22 protein-coding genes, 1 tRNA gene and 1 other RNA gene are annotated in these 25072 nt (G+C 71.5%); 15 read left to right on the forward strand and 9 right to left on the reverse strand.

Going from position 1 to position 25072, the window contains the following annotated elements; all coding sequences use genetic code 11:
• Positions 1–230: 230 nt before the first annotated feature.
• Positions 231–659, forward strand: a complete 429-nt coding sequence (locus ACGFIM_RS18510) for a DUF6463 family protein (protein WP_393201728.1) — start codon at positions 231–233, stop codon at positions 657–659.
• Positions 660–800: 141 nt separating this feature from the next.
• Here the strand turns inward: ACGFIM_RS18510 and ACGFIM_RS18515 are convergent.
• A tRNA-Ser gene (locus tag ACGFIM_RS18515) sits at positions 801–885 on the reverse strand.
• 104 nt (positions 886–989) lie between these two features.
• On the opposite strand from ACGFIM_RS18515, the gene ffs reads away from it, so the two are divergent.
• Both ffs and ACGFIM_RS18525 read left to right on the forward strand, forming a co-directional pair.
• An RNA gene (ffs, locus tag ACGFIM_RS18520) (signal recognition particle sRNA small type) lies at positions 990–1085 on the forward strand.
• A gap of 31 nt (positions 1086–1116) precedes the next feature.
• Entirely contained in the window at positions 1117–3747 is a 2631-nt protein-coding gene (locus ACGFIM_RS18525; RefSeq protein ID WP_393201730.1) for a DNA polymerase III subunit gamma and tau, read from the forward strand.
• Between the two features lie 347 nt (positions 3748–4094).
• Here the strand turns inward: ACGFIM_RS18525 and ACGFIM_RS18530 are convergent, their stop codons facing one another.
• Positions 4095–5534, reverse strand: a complete 1440-nt coding sequence (locus tag ACGFIM_RS18530) for a GAF domain-containing protein (RefSeq protein WP_393201732.1) — start codon at positions 5532–5534, stop codon at positions 4095–4097.
• 508 nt (positions 5535–6042) lie between these two features.
• Between ACGFIM_RS18530 and ACGFIM_RS18535 the strand changes: the two genes are divergently transcribed.
• From ACGFIM_RS18535 to ACGFIM_RS18555, 5 genes are all read left to right on the forward strand, one after another.
• Positions 6043–6393 (forward strand): YbaB/EbfC family nucleoid-associated protein, encoded by a 351-nt coding sequence (locus ACGFIM_RS18535; RefSeq protein WP_364064462.1) that lies wholly within the window; start codon positions 6043–6045, stop codon positions 6391–6393.
• 2 nt (positions 6394–6395) lie between these two features.
• Positions 6396–6995 (forward strand): recombination mediator RecR, encoded by a 600-nt coding sequence (gene recR, locus ACGFIM_RS18540; protein WP_101787599.1) that lies wholly within the window; start codon positions 6396–6398, stop codon positions 6993–6995.
• The gene (locus ACGFIM_RS18545) at positions 6988–7518 is read left to right on the forward strand and encodes a DUF5063 domain-containing protein (RefSeq protein WP_393201735.1); all 531 of its coding nucleotides are present in this window, start codon (positions 6988–6990) and stop codon (positions 7516–7518) included. The genes recR and ACGFIM_RS18545 overlap by 8 nt, the downstream gene beginning before the upstream one ends.
• Before the next feature lie 84 nt (positions 7519–7602).
• Complete coding sequence (locus ACGFIM_RS18550) at positions 7603–8877, forward strand: aspartate kinase (protein ID WP_393201737.1); 1275 nt, start codon at positions 7603–7605, stop codon at positions 8875–8877.
• Positions 8874–9938, forward strand: coding sequence for an aspartate-semialdehyde dehydrogenase (locus ACGFIM_RS18555; protein ID WP_393201740.1), 1065 nt, complete (start codon positions 8874–8876; stop codon positions 9936–9938). Before ACGFIM_RS18550 ends, ACGFIM_RS18555 begins: the two co-directional genes overlap by 4 nt.
• A gap of 138 nt (positions 9939–10076) precedes the next feature.
• Here ACGFIM_RS18555 and ACGFIM_RS18560 read toward each other — a convergent pair whose 3' ends face one another.
• A complete protein-coding gene (locus ACGFIM_RS18560) occupies positions 10077–11045 on the reverse strand; it encodes a hypothetical protein (protein WP_393201742.1) in 969 nt (322 codons plus the stop codon).
• A 156-nt stretch (positions 11046–11201) separates the two neighbouring features.
• On the opposite strand from ACGFIM_RS18560, the gene ACGFIM_RS18565 reads away from it, so the two are divergent.
• The 4 genes from ACGFIM_RS18565 to ACGFIM_RS18580 all read left to right on the forward strand — a co-directional run bounded on the left by ACGFIM_RS18565 (position 11202) and on the right by ACGFIM_RS18580 (position 14794).
• A complete protein-coding gene (locus tag ACGFIM_RS18565; protein ID WP_364064447.1) occupies positions 11202–11870 on the forward strand; it encodes a TetR family transcriptional regulator in 669 nt (222 codons plus the stop codon).
• Positions 11871–11926: 56 nt separating this feature from the next.
• Positions 11927–12883, forward strand: coding sequence for an LLM class F420-dependent oxidoreductase (locus ACGFIM_RS18570; RefSeq protein WP_393201745.1), 957 nt, complete (start codon positions 11927–11929; stop codon positions 12881–12883).
• Positions 12884–12900: 17 nt separating this feature from the next.
• Positions 12901–14319, forward strand: coding sequence for an amidase (locus ACGFIM_RS18575; RefSeq protein ID WP_393201747.1), 1419 nt, complete (start codon positions 12901–12903; stop codon positions 14317–14319).
• A 73-nt stretch (positions 14320–14392) separates the two neighbouring features.
• Entirely contained in the window at positions 14393–14794 is a 402-nt protein-coding gene (locus ACGFIM_RS18580) for a YkvA family protein (protein ID WP_393201749.1), read from the forward strand.
• Positions 14795–14956: 162 nt separating this feature from the next.
• On the opposite strand, the gene ACGFIM_RS18585 is transcribed toward ACGFIM_RS18580, so the two are convergent.
• The 4 genes from ACGFIM_RS18585 to ACGFIM_RS18600 all read right to left on the reverse strand — a co-directional run bounded on the left by ACGFIM_RS18585 (position 14957) and on the right by ACGFIM_RS18600 (position 18385).
• Complete coding sequence (locus ACGFIM_RS18585) at positions 14957–16153, reverse strand: amidohydrolase family protein (RefSeq protein ID WP_393201751.1); 1197 nt, start codon at positions 16151–16153, stop codon at positions 14957–14959.
• A gap of 159 nt (positions 16154–16312) precedes the next feature.
• On the reverse strand, positions 16313–17056 hold the full coding sequence (locus ACGFIM_RS18590; protein ID WP_393201753.1) for a tyrosine-protein phosphatase: 744 nt from the start codon (positions 17054–17056) through the stop codon (positions 16313–16315).
• A gap of 10 nt (positions 17057–17066) precedes the next feature.
• Positions 17067–17870: an SURF1 family protein gene (locus ACGFIM_RS18595; protein ID WP_393201755.1), complete on the reverse strand. Its 804-nt coding sequence runs from the start codon at positions 17868–17870 to the stop codon at positions 17067–17069.
• Positions 17871–17908: 38 nt separating this feature from the next.
• The gene (locus ACGFIM_RS18600) at positions 17909–18385 is read right to left on the reverse strand and encodes a winged helix-turn-helix transcriptional regulator (RefSeq protein WP_393201757.1); all 477 of its coding nucleotides are present in this window, start codon (positions 18383–18385) and stop codon (positions 17909–17911) included.
• Between the two features lie 58 nt (positions 18386–18443).
• Between ACGFIM_RS18600 and ACGFIM_RS18605 the strand changes: the two genes are divergently transcribed.
• Both ACGFIM_RS18605 and ACGFIM_RS18610 read left to right on the forward strand, forming a co-directional pair.
• A complete protein-coding gene (locus ACGFIM_RS18605; protein ID WP_393201759.1) occupies positions 18444–18962 on the forward strand; it encodes a GNAT family N-acetyltransferase in 519 nt (172 codons plus the stop codon).
• Positions 18959–19552, forward strand: coding sequence for a TetR/AcrR family transcriptional regulator (locus tag ACGFIM_RS18610; RefSeq protein WP_364064423.1), 594 nt, complete (start codon positions 18959–18961; stop codon positions 19550–19552). The genes ACGFIM_RS18605 and ACGFIM_RS18610 overlap by 4 nt, the downstream gene beginning before the upstream one ends.
• A 58-nt stretch (positions 19553–19610) precedes the next feature.
• Here the strand turns inward: ACGFIM_RS18610 and ACGFIM_RS18615 are convergent, their stop codons facing one another.
• Positions 19611–19949, reverse strand: coding sequence for a hypothetical protein (locus ACGFIM_RS18615; protein ID WP_393201762.1), 339 nt, complete (start codon positions 19947–19949; stop codon positions 19611–19613).
• Positions 19950–20102: 153 nt separating this feature from the next.
• Between ACGFIM_RS18615 and ACGFIM_RS18620 the strand changes: the two genes are divergently transcribed.
• Positions 20103–21506 (forward strand): methyltransferase, encoded by a 1404-nt coding sequence (locus ACGFIM_RS18620; RefSeq protein WP_393201764.1) that lies wholly within the window; start codon positions 20103–20105, stop codon positions 21504–21506.
• Positions 21507–21785: 279 nt separating this feature from the next.
• On the opposite strand, the gene ACGFIM_RS18625 is transcribed toward ACGFIM_RS18620, so the two are convergent.
• Positions 21786–24845 (reverse strand): BTAD domain-containing putative transcriptional regulator, encoded by a 3060-nt coding sequence (locus ACGFIM_RS18625; RefSeq protein WP_393201766.1) that lies wholly within the window; start codon positions 24843–24845, stop codon positions 21786–21788.
• Positions 24846–25072: the final 227 nt, after the last annotated feature.

The following is a 25072-nucleotide window of genomic DNA, read 5'->3' on the forward strand; positions in this document are numbered from 1 at the left end:
GCGGTCGGGGCGTCCTCGCGCTGTTTGGGGTGCGTACTCGCGCTTCCTGGGGTGGCGGAGTGAGGGGCTGGGCGCGGTCGGGGCGCCCAGGCGCTGCGCGGAGTGCGTTCTCGCGTTCTCCAGGGTGGCGATCGGGATGCTCTCGCCGGTGGGCCGTTCCCCGGGGTGGGGGAGCGACTTCCCCCTGCGGAGGGAGCCCGGCCGGGCCGCGGCCGGAGAAGCTGGCAATCATGAGAACGACATCCGAAGCCCGCGTACCAGCACTGTCCGCGCCCCCGAGCCGGCTCACCATCTGGGCCGGCCGCACCATGATCCTGATCGCGGTGCTGCACACCGCCCTCATCGTCCCTCTCGCCCCGTGGTCGAGCTGGCTCGCCGGAGACCTTCGCGGCCCTGTGGCGGACAGCGCGTCGCTGGCGACGTTCTGGGCGCTGCCCGGCGGCTTCGTCGTGGCGCTGGCGCTGCTGGGGCTTCAGGTGGCGCGGGCGGGGCGGCAAGGACAGCGCATGCCCGCGTACGTCGGCTGGGTGATCCTCGCCTGGGGAGCGATGGCCGTCAGCCTGATCGGGCCGAGCGGTTTCCTCTTCACCGTCGTCCCGGCCGGGCTGCTCATCGCCGCGAACATCACCGCCAGGCGCCACCCCCGCACGTCGTCCTGAGCACGTCCTGCCTACGGGACATGGCGATCAGCGAGGTCGACGGCGCGCTTCGCCGAGGGCCGAGAAGAGAGACGGGCCCTCGGGAAGACCTGAACGCCAGAGGGGGTGCGCCGTGATCTCGGCGCACCCCCTCTGTGCCAGCGGAGGATGGGGGATTTGAACCCCCGATAGGTTGCCCTATACACGCTTTCCAAGCGTGCGCCCTCGGCCACTAGGCGAATCCTCCGCCGACGAGCTTACCGGACTTCTGCGGGTGCCAAGACCACCTTTTTCGGCGGGGTGGGTTCCCGCAGGGTGGAGCGAGCACTGTGGCATACGGCTAGACTGTCAACGGACCCCTCGCGCGGCGTCATCCTGTGAACCTCCCCAGGGCCGGAAGGCAGCAAGGATAAGCGGGCTCTGGCGGGTGTGCGGGGGGTCTCTTCGTTGAGAGCCCCCTCGAAGGCGGGATGGTCGCATGAGCCTTGCGCTTTACCGCAAGTACCGACCCGGGACCTTCGCCGAGGTCAAGGGTCAGGAGCACGTCACTGACCCGCTGCGGCAGGCGTTGCGTACCGGCCGCATCAACCACGCTTACCTCTTCAGCGGCCCTCGAGGGTGTGGCAAGACCTCCAGCGCGCGCATCCTGGCGCGTTCGCTCAACTGCGAGCAGGGCCCGACCCCCGACCCGTGCGGCACGTGCGAGTCGTGCGTCGCGCTCGCCCCCACCGGCCCCGGCCACCTCGACGTCATCGAGATCGACGCCGCCTCTCACGGTGGCGTCGACGACGCGCGTGACCTGCGCGAGCGGGCCTTCTTCGCCCCCGTGTCCGCGCGCTACAAGATCTACATCATCGACGAGGCGCACATGGTGACCCGCGAGGGTTTCAACGCGCTGCTCAAGCTCGTCGAGGAGCCCCCGCCCCACCTGAAGTTCATCTTCGCGACGACGGAGCCGGAAAAGGTCATCGGCACCATCAAGTCGCGTACGCACCACTACCCGTTCCGGCTCATGCCGCCCGCCACGCTCAGGGGCCTGCTGGAGGAGATCCTCACCTCCGAGAACGTCCCCTTCGAGCCCGCCGCGCTGCCCCTCGTCGTACGCGCCGGCGCCGGCTCCGCGCGTGACTCCCTGTCGATCCTCGACCAGCTCCTCGCCGGGGCCGACGACGACGGCATCACGTACGCCAAGGCCGTCTCCCTGCTCGGCTACACCGACGGCGACCTGCTCGACGAGGTCGTCAACGCGTTCGCGGCCCGCGACGGCGGCCGGGTCTTCCACACGGTCAACCGCGTCATCGAGGGCGGCCACGACCCCCGCCGCTTCGCCTCCGACCTGCTCGAACGCTTCCGTGACCTGGTGATCCTGGCGAACGTCCCCGAGGCGGCCACCAGCGGGCTGCTCGACCGGCCGGCCGACGAGCTCGAACGCCTCGTCCAGCAGGCCGACTCCATGGGCCCGGCCGAGCTGACCCGGGCCGCCGAGATCTTCAACGCGGGGCTCACCGAGATGCGCGGTGCCACCTCGCCGCGCCTGCTGCTCGAGCTCATGTGCGCGCGCGTCCTGCTGCCCGGGGCCGATCAGGGCGAGGCGGCGCTGCTCGCGCGTATCGAGCGGCTCGAACGCGGCGGCGCCGTCGCCCAGATGGCGGCCCGGGCGGCGGTCCAGCCTGTTTCCGGTTCCGGTACGGCCGGCGTCGATGGGGCGGGTGCCCCGGCTCAGGCGGGCGGCGGAGGTGCCCCGGCTCAGGCGGCCGGTGGGGGTGCGCCGGTTGGTGGTGTGGCGTCCGGTGGTGCGGCGTCTGGTGGTGTGGCGGCCGGGGGCGTTCCGGCCGGGGGCACGACGGATACGCCCGCCGGTCCCGCGCAGGCCCCTGCCGCGTCCTCCGGCGACGACTGGCCCGAGCCCGTCCGCCCCGGATCGGGCGGCGCTCCGTCGGGTGCCGCCGCCTCCGGGCCTTCCGCCGGTACGCGTCCGGCCGCCGGCGGTCCCGCCCCGGCCGCGGCTCCGAGCGGTGGCGGTGCCGGGGCCATCCAGTCGCAGTGGCCTGCCGTACTGGCCGCGCTCAAGCAGCGCAGCATCGTCGTCTGGGCCAACGTGAGCACCAACGCCCAGGTGGTCGGCGTGGAGGGCAACCTCGTCACGCTCGGCTTCACCCAGGTCGGCGCGATGAAGAACTTCACCGGCGGCGGCAAGGACGCCGTGGTGGCCGCCGCGCTCGGCGACGTGCTCGGTGGCACGTGGCGGGTCGAGGCGGTGGTCGGGGGCTCCTCGGCACCGCAGCCGCCCCGTGGTCCCGGCCGTACCCCGTCGCACGGCGGCCCGCAGGCCGGTCCTCAGGGGAGCGGCGGCGCGCCTGGTCCCGGCGGTGCGCCTGGTCATGGCGGCGCTCCGAACGCTCCCGGCGGCGCTCCGGTCTCCGGGAACGGTTCCGGTGGTCCGGCGACCGCCAACGGTTCCGGTGGTCCGGCCGATGGCGGGCGTGGGCCGGGGGCTCAGGGGCGTGGCGGCGTACAGGACGTCCAAGGGGCAGCGGGCTCGCCGGGGTCCGCGGGTGCGGCCCAGGGGGCGCAGAGCCCGTCGGGCTCTCAGGGGCGTACGGCCTCGCACGGCTCCTCCGCCCACGAGGATCGCGGCGGACAGGACTCCGACCAGCCTCCGGCCGGTCCGGCAGGCGGCGCGGCTCGCCCTGCGGGAGATGCGGCCGGTCCTGGCGCTGCGGCGGGGGGTGCGCCCGCTCGACCGACCACGGACGAGTCCTGGCCCGACGCGCCCGACGACGACTCCGACTTCGGCCCGCCTCCCGGGCCTGGACCGGCGCAGACCGTACCGGCCGGGCCGCGTGCCGCCGCGGGCCCGGGCAGCGGGCTGGCCGCCGCCCGCTCGGCCGCCCAGGCCGCGGCCAAGGCGGGGCCGCGCCTTCAGTCGGCGAGGGGCGGCGCGGCCGCCTGGCCCGACGCGATCCCCGGCCGCGAACCCAAGCCCGCCGACTCCGACGACGTCGACCCGCTGAACGACGCCGACGCCGACGTGTCCGCCATCTCGGGCATGGCCCTGCTCGAACGCGAGCTGGGCGCCAAGGTGATCGGCGAGATCGACCACGCCTGACCCGCCGGGTTCGCCCCGAACGACCGGCGATCGACCGGACGGCCCGCATGCACGCCCGGCGGTGACCTTGCGCGGGTGGATGTGTGGTCGTGGCCTCGCGTGGACCGGTGTGTGGTCGTGGCCTGGGCGCGGGCGGATGCTCGGTCGTGGCCTCATACGGACGGGTGCGTAATCGTGACTTCTCCCTCGGCGGGTGGGTGGTCGTGGCCTCATGCGGACCGGCGCGCCCTCCTTCAGCGGCGCCGCGCCCCGTGTCTCCCCTGCGGTCCCGTGGGTGGGCCTGTCGGTTGCCCCTTCTGGCCGAGCGCGTGTGCAGGGATGCCTTTACGACGGTGCCGCGGGCTGAGTCAGGTGAGGAGGCGGGAACGGGCGGCGGCGCTGCGGGGGTCGGTGGGCGGGAGGGCGGCGAGGCGTTCGAGGACTTCGTAGTCGTCGCGGCCGTTGCACGTCTGCGCGTACGCCCACAGGTCGTCGGGCGTGCCGTGGCGCAGCAGGCAGGCGCGGACCTGGGCTTCGAGCTCGTCGCGTTCGCGGCGGATCTCGGGCGACTCGGAGCGGGGGAGCAGCGGGCCGGGGTAGGAGCGGGCGAGTGCGGCGGGGTCGCCGGCGGGCAGGAGGCGGCGCAGGGTGAGGAAGTCGGCGTCGACGGGGCAGGTCAGCCGGTACGGCTTGGCGGCGATGGCGTTGCCGAGCTGGGAGCGCAGCCGGTGGATCTCGGCCCGGATGGTGACGGGGTTGCCGTAGTCGCCGTACAGGTGGAAGGAGAGCTGTTCGGCGGTGAGGCCGTGGGGATGGAGCGCGAGGAGGGTGAGGATCTCGGCGTGCCGCAGGGACAGGGGGCGCTCGCGGTCGCCGTAGACGGCGGTGGGCGGGCGTTCGCCGAGGAAGGAGAGCCTGAGGAGGGGCGGGGCGGCGGGCGGTGACGGGCGCAGGAGGTAGCCGTCGGAGAAGGGCTCGAGGAGGGCGACGCGGCCGTCGCGCAGGATCATGCGCTGGCCGGCGAAGCGATCGGGGCGCCCGTCGAGGTGGACGCGTTCGCCGAGGGATCCGGCGGGGTCGCCGGAGATGACGCGGCCGGTGGCGGAGAGCAGGACGCCGGGCTTGCCGCGCAGGGACTCGTAGCGGCGGCGCAGGCGCTCGTCGCGTTCGTGCATGCGCAGGGCGAGCTGGGTCTCGGCGAGCTTGGCGGTGGTGGCGACGAGGGCGACGGTGGCGGGGTGGAGGCTGCGCGCGGTGCCGCTGATGTCGACGCAGCCGATGACGCGGCCGGAGTCGGGGTCGGTGATGGGGGCGGCGCTGCAGGACCAGACGTGCAGCACGCGCATGAGGTGTTCTTCGGAGAAGACGTGCACGGGCCGCCCGGTGGCGAGGGCGGTGCCGATGCCGTTGGTGCCGACGCGCTGCTCGCTCCACTGGTGGCCGTCGGCGAGCCCGATGGTGTCGGCGCGGGACATGGTGGCGTGGTTGCCCTCGCGCCACAGGACGCGGCCGTCACCGTCAGTGACGATCATGACGTGGCCGGTCTGCTCGGCGAGGCCCGACAGGGTCTGGGCGAGCAGCGGGAGCAGGGGCTGGAGCGGATGGTCGTCGCGGAGGTCTCTGATGCGGGAGGGGTCGATGACGAGCGGGGCGCTGGTGCTCTCCATGTCGATGCCGGCGTCGAGGGAGCGCATCCACGAGGCCTTGATGAGGTGGCGGGGCGCCTGGGGAAGGCTCTCGCCCGCCGCGACGGCCTCGTACGCGCCCCGCAGCAGGCGGGAGTACGCGTCGAGATGGGGGTAACTCATCGGTCACTCCAAGTAGTCAGAAAGAGCATCCGCCTTGCGGCGGGTGAGCGCAAGTCGTTCGAGGTGATTGCGGAGGGTGAGTGAATGAACGCAACGTGTGTGCAACGTTGCGCTCACTAGCGTCCTTGCCCAACGCGTCGGCGTGGTGCGGCCGCTCCGGCCGGCGTGGTGGCCGGGTCTCGGACGCTGGAGGGGGGCCGAGATCCGGCCAGAACACGCCGACACACGAAGGGGCGGCCATGGCACGCCGGCGCCCGAAACGAGCGGCCGTAACACGCCGGCGCCCGGCCGAGGGCCGGGAACGCGACGGAGACGCGCGACGGAAACGGGGGTGCGAGACCAGGTCAGGGCGGCGCAAAAGCCCGCCATGGGCGGCATCGGGGGAAGAGATGGTCGTCCCGTGCGGATAACCGGCGACGAAACTAGGGGACACCCCAGTACATGACGCCGCTCAAACACCGTAGGCTCGTGGCAGTCACGAACGCGGAGCCACGAGGAGCGCACGACGGTGAACCCAGGGGATGTCAACCTGCAGCAGCTGCTGGAGCAGGCCCAGCTCATGCAGCAGCAGCTTGTGAGCGCCCAGCAGGAGCTCAACGACGCGCAGATCGAGGGCTCATCAGGCGGCGGCATGGTCAAGGCCGTCGTCAACGGCTCGGGCGAGCTGCTGGAACTCAAGATCGACCCGAGCGTGATCGACGCGGGCGACCCGCAGGACACCGCGGACACGATCGCCGACCTGGTGATCGCGGCCGTCCGCGACGCCGTACGCGCGGCCGCCGACCTGCAGCAGGAGAAGCTCGGCCCGCTGGCCCAGGGGCTGGGTGGCGGCGGTCTCGGACAGCTGCCAGGGTTCTAGGCATGTACGAAGGGGTCGTCCAGAACCTGATCGACGAGCTGGGGCTGCTGCCCGGCGTCGGTCCCAAGAGCGCGCAGCGGATCGCGTTCCACCTGCTGGCGGCCGATCCAGCCGACGTCAAACGGCTGGCGCACGCGTTGCTGGAGGTCAAGGAGAAGGTGCGCTTCTGCCGGGTCTGCGGGAACGTGGCCTCGGAGGAGGAGTGCCGCATCTGCCGCGACGCCCGGCGTGACACGCACGTCATCTGCGTGGTCGAGGAGCCGAAGGACGTCGTGGCCATCGAGAAGACGCGCGAGTTCCGGGGCACCTACCACGTGCTGGGCGGTGCGATCAGCCCCATCGACGGGGTCGGCCCCGACGACCTGCGCATCCGCGAGCTCATGACGCGCCTGGCCGACGGCCGGGTGACCGAGCTCATCCTCGCCACCGACCCCAATCTGGAGGGCGAGGCCACGGCTACCTACCTCGCCCGTCTGGTCAAGCCGATGGGCGTCAAAGTGACACGACTGGCCAGCGGTCTGCCTGTGGGCGGTGATCTCGAATACGCCGACGAGGTCACTTTGGGCCGCGCGTTCGAAGGACGGAGGCTGCTGGATGTCTGACCAGTGGAGCGACCTGGCCGATGAGATCTCCGTGCACGCGCAGAACTACGTGGACGGCCTGACCAGGGTGGCGGGCGGCGAGGGCGGCGACGCCATCTGGTCGATCCTGCTGGTGGAGGTCGCCCAGGTGAGCCTGGCGGGCGCCAAGCTGGGGGCCAACCGCGACGTGATCCTGTCGGGCAACTACGAGCCGCCGATGAGCGAGGACCCCGACATCGACGGCGTGCGCACGGCCCTGGCGGAGCGGCTTGAGGCGGTCGACGACTACGTGGAGGTGTTCGACCCGTACAAGGACACCGCCGTCACGCCGTACCGGCTCTCCGACGACCTGACGGCCGTCGCGGCCGACCTCATTCACGGGCTGCGCCACTATCACGCCGGCCGCCCGCACGAGGCGCTGTGGTGGTGGCAGTTCTCCTACTTCAACACGTGGGGCAACCACGCGGGTGCGGCAATGCGGGCATTGCAGGCCCTTGCCGCGCATTCCCGGCTTGACGTGGCGGAGGAGAAGACTTCGGTCTGATCATCCACATACTGGTACGGACAAGTCAGCCCACGAGACGCCCCCGATAGACTGGCAGCTCACAGTCCAGACCGGGAGACTCTCGTGGCGCTCGTTGTGCAAAAGTACGGTGGTTCGTCCGTCGCCGACGCGTCCTGCATCAAGCGGGTCGCGCAGCGGATCGTCGCGACGAAAAAAGCCGGCAACGACGTGGTCGTGATCGTCTCCGCCATGGGCGACACGACGGACGAGCTGCTCGACCTGGCCGAGCAGGTGTCGCCGCTGCCTCCGGCACGCGAGCTCGACATGCTGCTGACCTCCGGCGAGCGCATCTCGATGGCGCTGCTGGCGATGGCGATCGCCAACCTCGGCCACGAGGCCCGCTCGTTCACCGGCTCGCAGGCAGGCGTGATCACCGACTCCACGCACGGCAAGGCGCGCATCATCGACGTGACGCCGAGCCGTATCCAGGAGGCGATCGACCAGGGCCACATCGCGATCGTGGCCGGGTTCCAGGGCGTCTCGCAGGACACCAAGGACATCACCACGCTCGGCAGAGGCGGCTCCGACACGACGGCCGTCGCGCTGGCGGCGGCGCTCGAAGCCGATGTCTGCGAGATCTACACCGACGTCGACGGTGTGTTCACCGCCGACCCGCGCATCGTCCCCGCGGCGCGCAAGATCCCCAAGATCTCGTACGACGAGATGATGGAGATGGCGGCCTGCGGCGCGAAGATCCTGCACCTGCGGTGCGTCGAGTACGCTCGCCGCTTCAACCTGCCGATCCACGTACGCAGCTCGTTCAGCACCAAGGAAGGCACGTGGGTCGTAGCCGACCCTTACAACGAAGGAACCGAGATGGAGCAGCCGATCATCTCCGGCGTGGCGCACGACCGGAGCGAGGCCAAGATCACTGTTGTCGGCGTGCCCGACAAGGTCGGCGAGGCTGCCACGATCTTCAAAACGCTGGCCGACGCCGAGATCAACATTGACATGATCGTGCAGAACGTCTCGGCCGCGGCCACGGGCCGTACCGACATCTCCTTCACGCTTCCCACGGCCGACAGCCAGACGGCCCTCGCGGCGCTGAAGAAGATCCAGCCCCAGATCGGTTTCGAGTCGTTGCTGTTCGACGACCAGATCGGGAAGGTGTCGCTGGTGGGCGCGGGCATGCGCTCCCACCCCGGCGTCACCGCGACGTTCTTCGCCGCCCTCGCCGACGCGGGGGTCAACATCGAGATGATCTCCACCTCGGAGATCCGCATCTCAGTGGTCGTCGGGCAGGACGGTGTCGATGCGGCCGTGGCGGCCGCCCACCGCGCCTTCGACCTCGACGCCGACCAGGTCGAAGCCGTGGTGTACGGAGGTACAGGACGATGAGCAACAGGCCCAATCTCGCACTGATCGGCGCGACCGGCGCCGTGGGCACCGTCATGCGCGACATCGTGTCGACGCGCGAGGACATCTGGGGCGAGATCCGTCTCGTCGCCTCGGCCCGCTCGGCGGGCAAGGTGCTGAAGGTGCGCGGCGAGGACGTCGTGGTGCAGGCGCTCGCGCCCGAGGTGTTCGACGGCATCGACATCGCCATCTTCGACGTCCCCGACGAGGTGTCGGCCGTGTGGGTGCCGATCGCGGCCGAGCGCGGCGCGATCGCCATCGACAAGTCGGGCACGTTCCGCATGGACCCCGACGTGCCGCTGGTGGTGCCCGAGGTCAACCCGCAGGACGCGCGGCAGCGCCCGCGGAACATCATCTCGACCCCCAACTGCACGACGCTGTCGATGATGGCCGCGATGGGCGCGCTGCACGCCGAGTTCACGCTCAAGGAGCTGGTCGTCGCCTCCTACCAGGCGGTGTCCGGGGCCGGCGTGGCCGGTTCCGCGCGGCTGTACGACGAGGTCGAGGCGCTGGCCGGCGACCGTACGATCGGGCAGGCCGCGGGCGACGTGCGCAAGGTCCTCGCCAACAAGCTGCCGGCCGAGTCGCCGTTCCCCGCGCCCATCGCGTTCAACGTGGTGCCGTGGGCCGGCTCCGACAAGGGCGACGGCTGGGCCTCCGAGGAGCTGAAGCTCCGCAACGAGTCGCGCAAGATCCTCGGCATCCCCGACCTGAAGGTCTCCGCGACCTGCGTGCGCGTGCCGGTGGTCACGACGCACTCGCTGGCCGTGCACGCCCGCTTCGAGCGCGAGATCACGGTGGCCGACGCGCGTCGCGTCCTGGAGGCGGCGCCGACGGTGGTCGTCATGGACGACCCGGCGAACGGCGTCTTCCCGACGCCCGTCGACGTGGTGGGCACCGACCCCACCTACGTCGGCCGCATCCGCCAGGCGATCGACTTCCCCAACACGCTCGACCTGTTCGTCTGCGGTGACAACCTGCGCAAGGGCGCGGCGCTCAACGCGGCGGAGATCGCCGAGCTGGTCGCGGCCGAGCTTTCCTGAGTGCTCACTGACGCGTCCGATGACGTGACCTGGTGTGGCGCCGTACGTTCGCGTGCGGCGTCACACTTTTTCAGTGCGCGGTGTTCCGGGTTCTTGCGGCCGGGGGCTCGTGCGCGGCCCTGGCCGGCCGTGGCCCTGTCACCGGAAGAGGATGTCCCAGTGGTCGCCCTCGTCGGCGAAGACCGCGCCGTGGCCCTTGTAGAGCCGCGCGCCGTCACTGCGGATGCCGGACCGGTCGTAGTGCTTGTGAATGTACCGGTCGATGCAGGAGTTGTGGGCGATGTCGAGCTTGTAGCCGTTGCCGTGGCTGTAGACGCCGGGGGCGTGGCCCCGCTCGGTGCCGCCGGTCACCAGGATCGGGCAGCCGCTGTCCTGCTTCAGCTCGATGATCTTGGCGAGGGTGCCCGTCCTGATGCGGTCGAGCGACGTGCAGTGACGCAGGTGCTTGCTGGTGCAGTGGCCGGTGGACTTGGTCTGCACCCCGGCGTACCTGAGCCAGCTCGCGGCGGTGGTGTGCGACATGGTCACCGACGCCCTCCTGGGCAGGACCCGCGCGAGATCGACCTGAGCGCGCCTGTGAGCGGCGTGCGCGCGCGTCCTGGGGATCCTGGCCGCCCTGGAGCGCAGGCGCTCCCTCTTCGCCTTCCGAGCCCCGGGACGCGCCTTCTGCTTGGCCTTGGGTGCGGCCGGATGCGCCTTCGTCTGTGCCGGCCGGGCCTCGATCGGCGCGGGCCAGGCCTCGATCGGCGCCGGGCGGGCCGTGAACGAGTCCATCGCGTCGATGGCGGCCGGGTCGTGGGAGTCCCAGAAGCCGTCCTGTGCGCTCTCGTCCCACGACGGCCAGTCGCCGGCCTCGCTGAGCCGGGTGCGTGCCTCGAAGAGCCGCTTGTACGCCCACCTGGCCGCGGCGCGCGGACCGATCTCGTACGCGTCCGCGAGCGCCGGCAGCGCCGGGTTGTGCTCCCATCCGCCGGGCCCGTGCAGGCTGCCCGGTGCCGGCACCCATTCGGGGCGGGTGGCGGCCGAGGCAGCGGAGGCCGGCGCGATTATGGTGATCTGAATGCCGAGGAGTGCGGCAAGGAGCCGCACGGTTCCACGTATCCACATGTCGATGCCTTTTCGCGGAAATAGCCCTTCCGCCTGAAACGACAATCCCACCATTCACTGGAGATAACTCATGCCGCGGACGCAACTTTGCCTTGTGGCGGCGATCACCGTGCGGCTCCATGACCTAACCGCGTTCGACGACGTAAAGTGACGAACGTGTCCGAAGCCCGAAACAGAGGAGCGGAGAGCACTCGAGAGGTCATCGTCGAGACGGCCTTGCGGCTGTTCAGGGAGCGCGGCTTCGAAGCGACCACCATGCGGGCCATCGCGGCCGAAGCCGGTGTGTCCGTGGGCAACGCTTACTACTACTTCGACAGCAAGGAAGCGTTGATCCAGGCTTATTACGACCGCGCGCAGGCCGAGCACGAAGCCGCATGCCGGGAGTTCCTGGCCACTGAGGAGTCGTTCGCGGCCAGGTTGAGCGGAGTGTTGCGGGAGTGGGTGCGGGTTTCCGAGCCGTACCACGAGTTCGCGGTGAAGTTCTTCAAGCACGCGGCCGAGCCGACCAATCCGCTCAGCCCGTTCAGCAAGCAGTCGTCGCCGGCGCGTGAGGCGTCGATCGCCATTTACCGGGAGGTCGTCGAGGGATCGCGCGACAAGATGAACGCCGAGTTGCGCGAGGAACTGCCCGAGCTGCTCTGGCTGCTGTCGATGGGCATGGTGCTGTTCTGGGTGCACGACACCTCGCCGGGGTGCGCGCGCACGTACCGGCTCATCGAGGTGACGGTGCCGCTGGTGGACCGGCTCGTCGGGCTGTCGCACCTGCCGGGGCTGCGGGGGATCACGAAGGACTTCATCGCGGCGGTGCACGAACTCCGGGCCTAGGGCTACATACCGAGCGGTTGGTATGGTCCTCCTGTCAGCCGAATGGGAGGCCGTGCATGACGCAGAACTGGGGCATGACGATCCCCTTTTACGACCGCTCGCTGTCCAGGGCGCAGGACCTCGTCGCCGAGCTGCCCGCGCTCGGCTACACCGACGTGTGGTCGGCGGAGGTCAACGGCACCGACGGGTTCGTGCCGCTGGCGCTGGCCGCGCAGTGGGCGCCGCAGGTGCGGCTGGGCAGCGCGATCGTGCCCGTCTCGACGCGCGGCCCGGGTCTGCTCGCCATGTCCGCGGCCACGTTGGCCGACCTCGCGCCCGGTCGGTTCGTGCTGGGCATCGGCGCGTCGTCGCCGGCGATCGTCGAGCGGTGGAACGCCGGCACGTTCACCAAGCCGTACGCGCGTACCCGCGACACCCTGCGCTTTCTGAAGAAGGCGCTGGCGGGGGAGAAGGTCTCCGAGCGCTACGAGACCTTCGAGGTGAAGGGCTTCAAGCTGGAGCGCGCGCCCAAGACGCCCCCGAAGATCGTGCTGGCCGCGCTGCGCCCGCGCATGCTGCACCTGGCCGCCGAGGAGGCCGACGGCGCCATCACCAACTGGCTCTCGCCCAGCGACGTGCGCAAGGTCCGCGCCGAGATCGGCGCGGGCACCGAGCTGATCGCCCGCCTGTTCGTCTGCGTGGACGACGACGCCGAGCGGGTCCGCCAGACCGCCAAGCGGATGCTCGCGGGTTACCTCACCGTCCCCGTGTACGCAGCCTTCCACGACTGGCTGGGCCGCGGCGAGGCGCTGCGGCCGATGCACGAGGCGTGGGCCGCGGGCGACCGGCAGGCCGCGCTCAAGGCCATCCCCGACGAGGTGGTGGACGATCTCATCGTGCACGGCGACGCCGCCACCTGCCGGGCCCGCATCAAGGAGTACGTGGCGAACGGCCTCGACACCCCGGTGCTCGCGCCCCTGCCCGGCCCGACGCCCATCGATCAGGCGGTGCGCGAGCTGGCCCCGGAGGCGTAGCCGTCGAAGGAGCGGTGATGAAGGAGCTACTGCGGCTGGACGCGGTCGGCCAGGCCCAGGCGGTCAGGGACGGCCAGGTGTCGGCCCGCGAGCTGGCCGAGGCCGCGATCGCGCGCATCGAGGAGGCCGACGGCGAGCTGAACGCGGTCATCCACCGCCGCTTCGAGCGCGCGCTCGCCGAGATCGACGCCATCCCGGCGGACGCGCCGTTCCGCGGGGTGCCGATCCTGCTGAAGGACCTGGGCTGGCGGGAGGCGGGCGAACCCTACAGCGCGGGCTCGAAGGTGCGCGACGAGGCCGAGGACGTGCCCGACGCGTACGGGGTGGTGCGGCTGCGCGAGGCCGGCTTCGTGCTGCTCGGGCGGACGAACACCCCCGAGTTCGGCACCACCATCACGACGGAGCCGGTGGCGTTCGGGCCGACGCGCAACCCGTACGACCCGGCGTACTCGGCGGGCGGGTCGAGCGGCGGGTCCGCGGCGGCGGTGGCGGCCGGGATGGTCGCGCTGGCCACGGCGAGCGACGGCGGCGGGTCGATCAGAGTGCCCGCCTCGATGTGCGGGCTGGTGGGCCTCAAGCCGTCGCGTGGGCGGGTCAGCCACGGGCCCGCGCTCGGCGAGAGCTGGAACGGTTTCGCCTGCCCCGGCTTCGTCACCAGGACCGTACGCGACACCGCGGCGGCGCTGGACGTCGTCTCCGGCATGGAGCCGGGCGACCCGTACGGCGCCCCGCCGCTGCCCGGCAGGCTCGCCGACGAGGTGGGCCGCGACCCCGGGCGGCTGCGCGTCGGCTTCCTCACCGCGCACCCGCGCGGCGACGTACCCGAGGATCCGGAGCTGACGGCGGCGGTCACCGGGGCAGCGGCGCTGCTGGAGTCGCTCGGTCACGACGTCACGGAGGGCGGTCCCGACGCCCTCGCCGATCCCGAGTTCCCCCGGCACTTCGCCGCGATCGTCTCGGACAACGTGGCCGCGCTCGTCGCCGGGCTCGGCGCGTGGCGGGGCAGGCCGGTCGAGCCGGACGAGCTGGAGCCGCGCAACGCCGCCATGGTCGCGGCCGCCCGCGAGCGCAGCGCCGCCGACCACCTGCTGTCGTCGCAGTGGATCGACCGGTTCCGCCGCCGGATGGCCTCCTGGTGGAGCTCCGGGTACGACCTGCTGCTCATACCGTCGATGGGGACGGCGCCGTTCAGTCTGGGCTGGATCCCGCCCGACGACGTCACCACCGCGTCAAGCCGCACCCTGTCCGTCGTCGCCTACACCGGGCCGATGAACGCGACCGGCCAGCCGGCGATCTCGCTGCCCCTGCACAGGACCGCGTCGGGGCTGCCGGTGGGCGTGCAGCTCGTGGCCGCCGCCGGCCGCGAGGACCTCCTCGTACGGGTGGCCGCCCAGATCGAGCAGGCCAGGCCGTTCGAGCACCCCTGCCTGCCCTGAACCGAAGGGGGTGAGGAACCTCTGGCCGTTCCGACGCGTTATGTCGTGAGAAGCCGGGGGTAGGGGGTTGCACATGATGGCGAAGGCAGCACGGGCGGCCGCGGCGTGGCGGACCTATCGCGAGGTGACCAGGCCGGGCACACCACCGCTGATGACCAGGGTCCGGGCGATCCCGAGGATGCTCGGCGCGGTCATGCGGGGGCGCTACTCCGGCCTGGGCAAGGGCAAGCTCGCCCTGATGGGGCTCGGCGTGGTCTACCTCATCTCGCCGATCGACGTCATCCCCGACTTCCTCATGCTGATCGGGGTGGCCGACGACTTCGGCGTGCTCCTGTGGCTGTTCGCCTCACTGCTCGGCGAGAGCGGGCGCTACGTCGAGCACGAGCGCGCCGTCATCCAGGGCCATGTCGAAGAAGACCTCTTGCGGGGCCGGATAGCGGGCGATGCCGCCCGGCGCCGGCCCGAGGAGGCGTGAACCGCTCCAAACGCACGGCCGGCGCCGAGCCAGGCTTGACCGTACGGCCGGCGCCGAGCCAGAGAGCTCAACCGCATGGCCGGCGCCGAGCCAGGGGCTGGACCGTACGGCCGGCGCGGGCCGAGAGGGTTTGACCGCACGGCCGGCGCCAGGCCGGAGGGTTCAGATCTCCTCCATCCGCAGCCACGCCCGCGACGGCAGCGGGTGGCCGAACAACCGGGCGGCGTTGCCGTAGGCGACCCTGGCGATGTCGGCCGGTGGGAGCGTTCCGAGATTGCGGGCCACCGACTTCTGCGTGTCGGGCCACGTGGAGTCGGAGTGCGGGTAGCCGCTCTCCTGGAGCACGTGGTCGAGCCCGACCGCGAGGCGCACGCCCGACAGCGCGTGGTCGTCGAGCGTGCCGAAGAAGAAGTTGCGGCGCAGCACCTCGCTGGGCTTGAGCCCGCCGTCCCACGACGTCTCGCCCGCCACCGGGTGGTCGAGCGCGTAGTCGGCGCGCTCGGCCAGCATCGGCAGCCAGCCCACGCCGCCCTCCACGATGAGGATGCGCAGCGCCGGGAAGCGCAGCGGCAGGCCGGACCAGAGCCAGTCGGCGCAGGCGAACATCGCGCTCGTCGGCATGAGCGTGGTGATGGCCTCGATGGGCGTGTCCGGTGACGGCACGGGCGACCAGGAGGAGTCTCCCGCGTGCAGGCAGACGACGGTGCCGGTCTCCTCGCACGCGGCGAAGAACGGGTCCCAGTGGCCGGAATGGATCGACGGCAGCCGCAGCCTGGTCGGGAACTCGGGGAACACCACCGCCTTGAAGCCCCGCGCCGCGTTGGCCCTGATCTCTTTGGCCGCGATGTCGGGGTCGGGCAGCCACGGCAGCTGCAGGCCGATGATGCGCTCGGGGTAGGTGCCGGCCCAGACCTCGATGTGCCAATCGTTCCACGCCCTGACCAGGGCGAGACCGAGCTCCTGGTCGCGGGTCCGCGCGAACGGCATGCCGGCCTGCTGGGCGAGCATGCCGGGGAAGCACAGCGCCGCCCAGATGCCGGCGGTGTCCATGTCCTTGATGCGGGCCTCGATGTCGTGGCAGCCGGGGCGCATGTTCTCGAACCGCACCGGGTCGAGCGTCCACTGCTCGCGCGGCAGGCCGGCGCCCACGTCGATGCCGGCACACGGGTAGGTGGCGCCGCCGTAGCGCCACACTTGGTGACCGGACTCCGTCTCCACGACCTTGGGCGCGACTTCGGCGTATTTCTCCGGCAGACGCCCTTCGAACAGGTCGGGCGGCTCGATCAGGTGATCGTCTGCTGAGATGATCACGTAGTCGCGCCGCCTGGGTTCAGGGTCGGGGAGCAGCGGCGTAGTCACGCACGTAACCGTACGACGGCGGCATAACGTCGAACAAGCTGCGACGTATCCGTTGGGTCTCTGCGCACAATCGCCGGCCGGGAAACGCCGGGAGAGTGACGGCCGGCGAGGTGCGGATGACCAGGCCCGCCCCGCGCGGCGAGCGCGCAGGCCGTCCCATTACCCTGCACCGTTCGCGTCGGTCAGGAGATGCGTCCGCAGGTCCGCCACAGCGTCGCGGGAAAGTTGGAGCACCTGCGTGACGTATCTCTCGATGCCGCCGTGCCGGGCGTTCATGTCGGCGAGGAAGAGCCGCATGGCCTCCGGCGGCGCGAGCCCGAACCCCGGCCAGACCATCGCGTCCGGGTGGCGCGTCTTCCAGTCGGCGATGAAGCGCTCGGTGGCCAGGCCCGTGAGCGCGTAGTCGGCCACGATGTCGTCGTCGTGCACGCCGACCAGCGACAGCACGAGCGCGGTGAGCACGCCCGTGCGATCCTTTCCCGCCGCGCAGTGCACGACGACGGGCGCGTTGTCCGCCTGCGCGATGGTCTCCAGGGCGGCTCTGAGGTTGGCGACGCCGTCCTCGGTGATCTCCAGGTAGCGGTCGGCGAGATAGCGGGGGACGCCCACCTCCTCGGTGTACGGGGTGAGGTCCCAGCGCCGGCCCTCGATGGGCAGGTTGAGATAGAGGGGGCACTCGCTCTCGGGCACCCGTCCCGCCTTCTCCACCTCGAAGGGATGGCGCAGGTCGATGACGCTGCGCACGCCCAGCGCGCGGTAGGCGTCGAGGTCGTCGCCGGCCAGCCAGCCGAGCGAGTCGGCGCGGTAGAGCCGCCGCCACTTGACGGCACGCCCGCCTGCGGCGCGGTATCCGCCTACGTCGCGGAAGTTGCACAGGTTGGTGAACTCGATGTGGCGGATCACGCTCCACACCCTAATCGGGGGTGGCCGTCGATGCCGCCGTCTCCTTCACGTGCTGCTGTGCCTGAGCGGAGCGGCGTTCGGCCACCTCGCGCCGGATCAGCATCACCCAGCCGCCGATCGCGATGCCGATGAACAGCCACCACTGCACGCCGTAGGCGAGGTTGAGCCCGCCCCCGGAGCCCACGTCGGGCTCCGGTACGGGCGCGGGCGCCGTGGCGGGGGCCGGCTGCTGCTCGATCAGCTCGACGTAGCCGCCCACCAGCCGGTACGGCAGCCCCTTGCCGATCGCGTCGGCGTTGATCAGCAGCACCTGGCCGGGCGGCAGCCCGCCGCGGTCGCGGATGCCGCTGTTCTCCTCGGTCTCGCTCGGCCGCAGCCGCCCGGTCACCGTGACCTGCCCGGAGGGCGGTGCGGGCACATCGGGCGCGGTGTCGGCGGTGGCGCCCGCGGGCACCCAGCCGCGGTTGACGATGACGGCCGTGCCGGGGCCCGTGACCAGCGGGGTCAGTACGTAGAAGCCGTTGCGGCCCTCCTGGGGGCGGCGGCGTACGACGAGGCCGTGCGCGGTGTCGTACGTGCCGGTGACCGTCACCTTCCTGAACCGGTCGTCCTGCTTGACCTGCTGCCCCGGCGCGGCGAGCCGGTCGATCGGCACGGGCGGGGCCTCGATGTTGGCGGTGACCCGCTCGCTGTTGGCGGAGCGCTCTTCGAACCTGCCGAACTGCCACCGCCCGAGCAGCACGAAAGCGGGGATGACCAGCAGCACCACGACGTGGAGCACGAGCCATCGAGGCGTCAGCAGGAACCGGTACACGCCTTCAAGACTAGGCACCGGCACCAGTGGTGCCGAACTCAGGCGGTTTCCAGGTGGGCGCCCCTGCCCGGGATCGGGGTGACCTCGCGCGGCCCGCCCACCTCGTGGCCCTCGGCGCAGCGGAAGCGCAGCTCGATGGGGGCGCCGCAGTCGCGGTGGGTGAGCACTACCGGTGGGCCGTCCTCGCCGGCCAGGTATTTGTCGCCCCAATGCATGAGGGCGACGAGCAGGGGATAGAGGTCGCGGCCCTTGTCGGTGAGCCGGTATTCGGCGCGCTGCCGCTGACCGGGCTCGCGGTAGGGCACCTTGCGCAGCAGGCCCTCGCTGACCAGCCGGGCCAGGCGGGCGCTGAGCACCTGGCGGGGCGCGCCGGTCATGGCCTGCATGTCGGCGAACCGCCGTACGCCGTTGAACGCCTCGCGCAGCACCAGGAAGGTCCACTTCTCCCCGACGATCTCCAGGGTGCGCTCGATCGAGCAATCGTCCCGGAAACCCATGCGAGAAGGCATGTTCATTGTTGCAGTATACCTGAGTTCGATTGACAGACTCAGCCTCGGAGGGCAGGCTGAGTCCATGCAACGAACTCAGCTCCGTCCGGTGTGCCCCGGCGACGAGGAGCGGATCAGGCGGTTCCTCGCCGGGCTCTCGCTGCACACGCAGACGCTGCGCTTCTTCACCGGCGTCTCGGCCCCCTCCGCCGCGCTCGTACGGGCGCTGCTGGCCGTGGACGAGCACCGCGAGGCCCTGGTCGCGACCGACGACCGCGGCGAGATCGTCGCGCACGCCATGAGCTTCCGCGGCGGTGGATACGCCGACGTCGAGATCGCCGTCGTCGTCGCCGACGCCTGGCAGGGCCGCGGGCTCGGCACCAGGCTCGTGGACGAGCTGCTGTCCAGGGCCGCGCTGCGCGGCGCGCGCACCGTGGGCATGGACGTCATGGGGGAGAACCGGCGCGTGCTGAGGCTCATCCGCCGCCTCTGGCCGGACGCCGTGATGCGGGTACAATCCGGTACGGTCGAAGTGACCGCTATGATCGGTCAGCCGGGCCTATTTGCGGAACAACGTTCTGGTGCCACACCATTGACAGTGTGAAGAGTGTCAAGAACGGACGCGACGGCCGCACCAGGATCATCGAGGGCGCCCTCCGCCGTTTCAGTCAGGACGGCGTGTCCGCCACCACCCTGGCCAGCCTCCGCGAGGAAAGCGGCGTCAGCGTCGGCAGCTTCTACCACCACTTCGCCAGCAAGGAGCACGTCTTCGGCGTGCTGTACGGCGAGATCCTCGACGCTTACCAGAAGGAATTCCTCGCCGAGCTGGTCCGCCACGACGACGCCAAAGCCGGCATCGAGGCGATCGTGGCCTTCCACATGCGCTGGGCCGGCGAGCATCCGGAAAAGGCCCGGCTGCTCATCAGCGAGCGCCCGCCGCGCAAGCACGAGCCGGGCGGCGCCGAGGTGGCCGAGGCGCGGCGCGCGTTCTTCAAGCAGGTCTCCGACTGGTGGCGGCCGCACATGAAGAACGGGCTCCTGCGGCCCGTGCACGCCACCATGTGCTACGTGCTGTGGCTCGGGCCGGCGCAGGAGATGTGCCGGCTGTGGTTCGCGGGGGCGCACACACCGACCGAGGAAGAGATCAAGGATCTGGGCGAGGCCGCCTGGCAGAGCCTCCGCCAGCGCTCCTGAACCGGCTCCCGCTCCAGGCGGGGTCGCGCCGAAAAGGGGTCCTGCATGCGGGTGAGGGTCAGGTACGCCGTGCGGGCGCGGCAGGAGGCCGGCCCGCGAAGCAGGCTGGGCGCCGCGTTGGAACGTGCCATATCGAGCGGTCGAGAGTGATGTCGAGGCGCATGTCTCCCCGCCTCCGGCGCAGTCCCGGCACGCGTACGCGGTCGTGCACGTCGAACCTGCCACCGCTCGGATAGCCGAAGCCCAGCTCGCCCGGCAGCACCCGCAGGTCGTCGCGGTTGCCGCAGCGCGGGCACGTCCATGAGACGAGGTCCAGCGCCCGGTCGTAGTCGGAGCAGGCGCTGAAGTACTCATCGGGCCGGAACGTCGCATCACAAGCCAGGCAGGGCAGCAACATGGGCCTGCTCCAGGGGTGGCGCGGGTGCTTGCTCTCTAGAGATATCGCGGCTCCCTTGCCGCACGCTTGCAGAACGCTTGGACGTCTCCGTAGCGGTATGAACACAGTCGGTGGCGATTCATGTGGATGTGTCCGCGGTGAAAGGATGGTCGGGTGGAACGACTGCGCCATCATCTCCTCGACACCGGTTACACGATCGACGGCGTACGCGAGCGCCTGGGCGACACCGCCGCATCGGCACTCGCCCGCGAGGAGCTGATACCGGCCCTGCGCGCCACCGCCGGCGGAGACCCGCTCGGCACGCTGATCAGGCTGTGGTGGCTGGGCGTTTCCGTGCCCGCCAAGAGCCTCGCGCCCGAGGTGCTCGAATCCGGGCTGGTCGCGGCCGACGGCGACCAGGTCACCGCGACCGTGCACCTGCAGCCGTGGGAGACCGGCGGCTACCTCGTCTCCGACAGGAAGGTGCGTCCCGGCGACCCCGCGCTGCGGCCCGACCACGTGGTCGGCGCCGGGGGAGCGTCGGCCAACCTGGCCCAGCTCGTCACCCGCCGCCCGGTGGGCGGCGCGCTCGACCTCGGCACCGGCTGCGGGGTGCAGGTGCTGCACCTCGCCGGGCGGGCCGAGCGCATCACCGCCACCGACGTCAACCCGCGCGCGATCGAGCTGGCCCGGCTGAGCTGGGAGCTGTCGGGGATCTCCGGGGTGGACGCGCGGGTGGGCTCGATGTACGAGCCGGTCGAAGGCGAGCGGTTCGACCTGGTGGTGAGCAACCCGCCGTTCGTGATCGCGCCGCGGCGCGAGGGACGGCTGACCTACCGCGAGTCGGGCGCGTCCGGCGACGATTTCTGCCGCGACCTCATCCGCCGCACCCCCGCCTTCCTCAACCCCGGCGGCCAGGCCCACTTCCTGGCCAACTGGCTGCACGTCAGGGGTGAGGACTGGCATGACCGGGTCGGCGGCTGGCTGCGCGAGACCGGCTGCGACGCCTGGGTGGTGCAGCGCGACGTGCAGGACCCGGCCGAGTACGTCGAGCTGTGGCTGCGCGACGCGGCCGAGCAGGGCACCCCCGCCTACGCCGAGCACTACGACCGCTGGCTCGCCTGGTTCGAGGAGCAGCGGGTCGAGGGCGTCGGGTTCGGCTGGATCACGATGCGCAACTCCGAGACGCTCGACCCCGTCGTACGCGTCGAGCATCTGGCGCACCAGGTCGCGCTCCCGGTCGGCGACTACGTGGACGGGGTGATCGACGCGATCGCGTCGGCGCACCGGGCTCAGGGGCTTGAGTCGGCGAAGCTGCGCACCGCCGACGGCCTGCTCGACGAGCGCATCGGCCTGCCGGGCGCGGAGGACCCGATGAAGATCGTGCTGCGCCAGACGCAGGGGCTGCGCCGCAGCCGGGAGGTCGGTACGGTGGAGGCCGCGCTGGCCGGCGTGTGCGACGGCGAGCTCGCGCTGGGACCGCTGCTCAACGTGATCGCCGAGCTGGTCGGAGACGGCGAGATCCCCAACGCCGACGCGCTCAGGCCGCTCATCGCCGAGGGGTACTTCCTGCTTTGATCCGGCGTTGATTCGACGTTGACCCCGGGGGTGGAGGCTTCGGGACATGGCACGGACCTGGGGGGTTCGAGGGCCGTGTCAGGTCCGGCCGGTCGTCTTAGTGAGGCGGCGGGCCGCCGCGCGGAGCATCCGGAAAAACCGGGCCCCCTAGCGACGCGTGGTGGCCGGAGATGGCCGGCCGGGCTGAACACCCATCGATCACGAAGCTCTTTCGTGGCACCCCTAAGGACAGCCTTGATCAACCATGTGTGGATGACACGTCTGGACGACGAGCTGTACTCAGGACTCGACGACGGAACCGGCGCCGTTCCTGGCTCCGGGCCTGCCGGAGGGATCAGCGGTGGTGCTGTCGGGGGGGAAGCCGTCGAGCATGGCCTTGAGGTCGCCGGCCTCGGGCGCGCCGAGCCTGGTGAAGATCTCGAAGGCCCGGCGTAGGCAGTCGCGGCTGCGGGGGAGGTTGCCGAGGCCGCGCAGCGCCTTGCCGAGCACGGTGAGCGACAGCGCCTCCCCGTACGGGTGGCCGATGTCGCGGGAGACCACCAGGGCCTCCTCCGCGTGGCGCACGGCCTCGGGGTAACGCTCGGCGGCGATGAACGTCTCGGCCAGGCGGGAGCACACCCGCTGCTCCCAGACCCGCTGCTTGCTGGCGCGGAAGAAGGCCAGGCACTCGGCGTGGTGGTGGACGGCCTCGGTGAGCCTGCCGACCCGCGACAGGACGATGCCGAGGTGGTAGCGGGCGCGGGCGGTGCCGGCCCCCGAGCCCATCTCGGTGAAGATGGCCAGCCCCTTCTCCGCCGCGGCGATCGCGTCGTCGGCGCGGCCGAGACCCAGGTGGTCGCGGGCGGAGTAGCTGAGCACCAGCGCCTCGCCGGCCGGCACGTCGTTGTCGCGGTAGAAGCGCATCGCCTCGTCGAAGAAGGCCAGCGCTTCGGTGTGGCGGCGCTGCCTGCCGACGACGACGGCCAGGGCGTTGAGCACCTCGCCGGTGACGACCTTCTCCTTGCGGGCGACCGACAGCTCGTGGACGATCCTGAAGTGCTCCTCGGCCTCCTTCAGCCGGTTGGCGGCGAACAGCACCCGGCCGAGCACGTACCTGGCCCGCAGCTCGCTGCCCCGGTCGCCGTTCTTCAGCGCGGCGGCGAGCACGGCGCGGGTGCTCTGGCCGAACTCGCGCGTGTGGGTGCCGGACTCCAGCAGCGGCTCCATGGCCACCAGCAGGTCGGCGGCGGGCAGCAGGTCCTCCTCCGTGCGCGCGCCGGCGGCGGTCTGGTGGATGGTGGCGAACAGCGAGTCGCCCTCGGCGATGAGCCAGGCCACGGCCTCGTCCACGGTGGTGAACGTGCGGCCGGTGCCGATCACGACGAGGTTCGCCGAGATCATGCTGCCCTCGTAGGCGAGGGCGTGCGCCGACTGCGCCGAGGCCAGGTAGTAGCCGAGCAGGCGGCGCAGGGCCAGCGCGCGCTCCTCGGGGCTCTCGGTGCGTTCGAGCTCCCGCCGGGCGAAGAGCCTGAGCAGGTCGTGGAAGCGGTAGCGGCCGGGGGCGGGCGCTTCGAGCAGGCTCGCGTCCACCAGCGATTCGAGCACGTCCTCCGTCTCCAGCGCGTCGGCGGCGAGCACGGCGGCCGCGGCGCCCGCGGAGATGTGGGGGCCGTTCGACAGCGACAGCAGCCGGAACGCGCGGGCCTGCACGGGGGTGAGCTGCCCGTAGCCGAGCGCGAACGTCGCCTCCACGGCGAGGTTGCCCACCCGCAGCTCGTCGAGGCGGCGCTGCTCGTCGGCCAGCCTGGGCACCAGCGAGGCCACCGTCCACGAGGGGCGCGCGGCCAGGCGGGCGGCCACGATGCGGACGGCGAGCGGCAGGAAGCCGCAGGCGGCGACCACGTCCATGGCGGCGCCGTGCTCGGCCGAGACGCGCTCGTCGCCCGCGACGGCGGAGAAGAGCTGCAGCGCCTCGTCCGGCTCCATGACGTCGAGGTCGATGAGCCGGGCGCCGGGCAGGTCGGCGAGCTTGCCCCGGCTGGTGACGATGGCCGCACAGCCCGGCGAGCCCGGCAGCAGCGGGCTGACCTGGCCGGCGTCGCGGGCGTTGTCGAGCAGCACGAGGATGCGGCGCTCGGCCAGGATCGAGCGGTAGAGCGCGGAACGTTCCGCGAGACCGTCGGGGATGACGTCCGGCGGGATGCCGAGCGCGCGCAGGAACCCGCCGAGCGCCGACTCGGGCGCCACCGGCTCGTCGCTGTAGCCGCGCAGGTCGGCGTAGAGCTGCCCGTCGGGGAAGACGTCGGTGAGCAGATGCGCGACGTGGACGGCGAGCGTGGTCTTGCCGACGCCGCCGATGCCCGAGATGGCCGCGACCGGCACGCCCTCGGCCGCCGACTGGGCCGAGAGCATCGTCCGCAGGCGTACCGCGACCTCCTTGCGGCCGGTGAAGTCGCTGACGGCGGCGGGGAGCTGGGCGGGCCTGGGCAGCTCGGGAGCCGCGGGCTGCTCGTCCTCGGCCCCGGGCGGCTCCACCTCGGCGGGCGCCTCCGCACCGGGCCTGGCGGGAGCGGCCAGCGTGGGGTCGGCGGCGAGTATCCGCTGGTGCAGCGAGGTCAGCTCGGGGCCCGGCTCGATGCCCAGCTCGTCGATCAGCGCCTCGCGGGTCTCGGTGAAGACGTTGAGCGCGTCGCCCTGCCGGCCGCAGCGGTAGTAGGCGAGCATGAGCTGGGCGCGCAGGCGCTCGCGCAGCGGGTGCTCGGCGGTCAGCGCGATGAGCTCGGAGACCACCTTGGCGTGCTCGCCCAGCTCCAGGTCCACGTCCATCAGCGTCTCGATGACGCTGATGCGCCGCTCGATCAGGCGGTCGCGCTGGTGCTCGGCGTAGGGGCCGACAGTGCCGGCCAGCGGCTCGCCCTCGAACAGGTCGAGCGCCTCGCGCAGCCCGCGTGCGGCCGCGGCGTGCCTGCCCGCCTTGCGGGCCTTCTCGGCCTGCGCGACCAGGCGCTCGAAGCGGGTCAGGTCGAGCGAGTCCTCCGGCAGGCGCAGCGCGTAGCCGCCCCTGCCGATGGAGGTCAGCAGCTCGGGGCGGGAACGGGCGGGCCTGCCGGGTTCGAGCACCGTGCGCAGGCGCGAGACGTACGTGCGCAGCGCTCCGAGCGCGCGCGGCGGGGCCTCCTCGCCCCAGACGGCGTCGATCATCTCCTGTGGTGTGACGGCGTGGCCCTCGCGCAGCAGCAGCATGCCGAGGATGGAACGCTGCAGCGGGGTGCCGAGGTCGAGTTCCTGGCCGTCATGCCAGGCGCGGACAGGACCGAGCACGGCGAACCGCAGCCCGCCTTCGCCGCTCTGACCCACCATGCCGTTCGTCTCCCAGCCAGCGAGATGATTTGTTGCCAAATGATAAGTCCATCGTTCTTTGCCCACCTAGATCCCGACAGATCCGTTCATTCGCCCGTTGATCCGCCGTCAATCAGGTGTTGAACTCGCCCCTGGATGCTGAGAACCGGTGACGCGGGCACGCATCGCGGGGGCGTGTGTCTACAGAGTGCGGGCCGGGCCGGAAAAATACCGGCCCCGCCCGGATA

The organism is Nonomuraea sp. NPDC049309, assembly GCF_043196965.1.
In the GTDB taxonomy this organism is placed as follows: Bacteria; Actinomycetota; Actinomycetes; order Streptosporangiales; family Streptosporangiaceae; genus Nonomuraea; species Nonomuraea fastidiosa.

Bases quoted from the DNA above. Each gene is read 5' to 3' on its own strand.
- ACGFIM_RS18570 (WP_393201745.1), top strand. From the start codon at position 11,927: ATGACGCAGAACTGGGGCATGACGATCCCCTTTTACGACCGCTCGCTG.
- ACGFIM_RS18615 (WP_393201762.1), bottom strand. From the start codon at position 19,949: ATGTTGCTGCCCTGCCTGGCTTGTGATGCGACGTTCCGGCCCGATGAG.
- ACGFIM_RS18600 (WP_393201757.1), bottom strand. From the start codon at position 18,385: ATGAACATGCCTTCTCGCATGGGTTTCCGGGACGATTGCTCGATCGAG.
- recR (WP_101787599.1), top strand. From the start codon at position 6,396: ATGTACGAAGGGGTCGTCCAGAACCTGATCGACGAGCTGGGGCTGCTG.
- ACGFIM_RS18510 (WP_393201728.1), top strand. From the start codon at position 231: ATGAGAACGACATCCGAAGCCCGCGTACCAGCACTGTCCGCGCCCCCG.
- ACGFIM_RS18525 (WP_393201730.1), top strand. From the start codon at position 1,117: ATGAGCCTTGCGCTTTACCGCAAGTACCGACCCGGGACCTTCGCCGAG.
- ACGFIM_RS18555 (WP_393201740.1), top strand. From the start codon at position 8,874: ATGAGCAACAGGCCCAATCTCGCACTGATCGGCGCGACCGGCGCCGTG.
- ACGFIM_RS18625 (WP_393201766.1), bottom strand. From the start codon at position 24,845: ATGGTGGGTCAGAGCGGCGAAGGCGGGCTGCGGTTCGCCGTGCTCGGT.
- ACGFIM_RS18605 (WP_393201759.1), top strand. From the start codon at position 18,444: ATGCAACGAACTCAGCTCCGTCCGGTGTGCCCCGGCGACGAGGAGCGG.
- ACGFIM_RS18530 (WP_393201732.1), bottom strand. From the start codon at position 5,534: ATGAGTTACCCCCATCTCGACGCGTACTCCCGCCTGCTGCGGGGCGCG.
- ACGFIM_RS18580 (WP_393201749.1), top strand. From the start codon at position 14,393: ATGATGGCGAAGGCAGCACGGGCGGCCGCGGCGTGGCGGACCTATCGC.
- ACGFIM_RS18545 (WP_393201735.1), top strand. From the start codon at position 6,988: ATGTCTGACCAGTGGAGCGACCTGGCCGATGAGATCTCCGTGCACGCG.
- ACGFIM_RS18575 (WP_393201747.1), top strand. From the start codon at position 12,901: ATGAAGGAGCTACTGCGGCTGGACGCGGTCGGCCAGGCCCAGGCGGTC.
- ACGFIM_RS18560 (WP_393201742.1), bottom strand. From the start codon at position 11,045: ATGTGGATACGTGGAACCGTGCGGCTCCTTGCCGCACTCCTCGGCATT.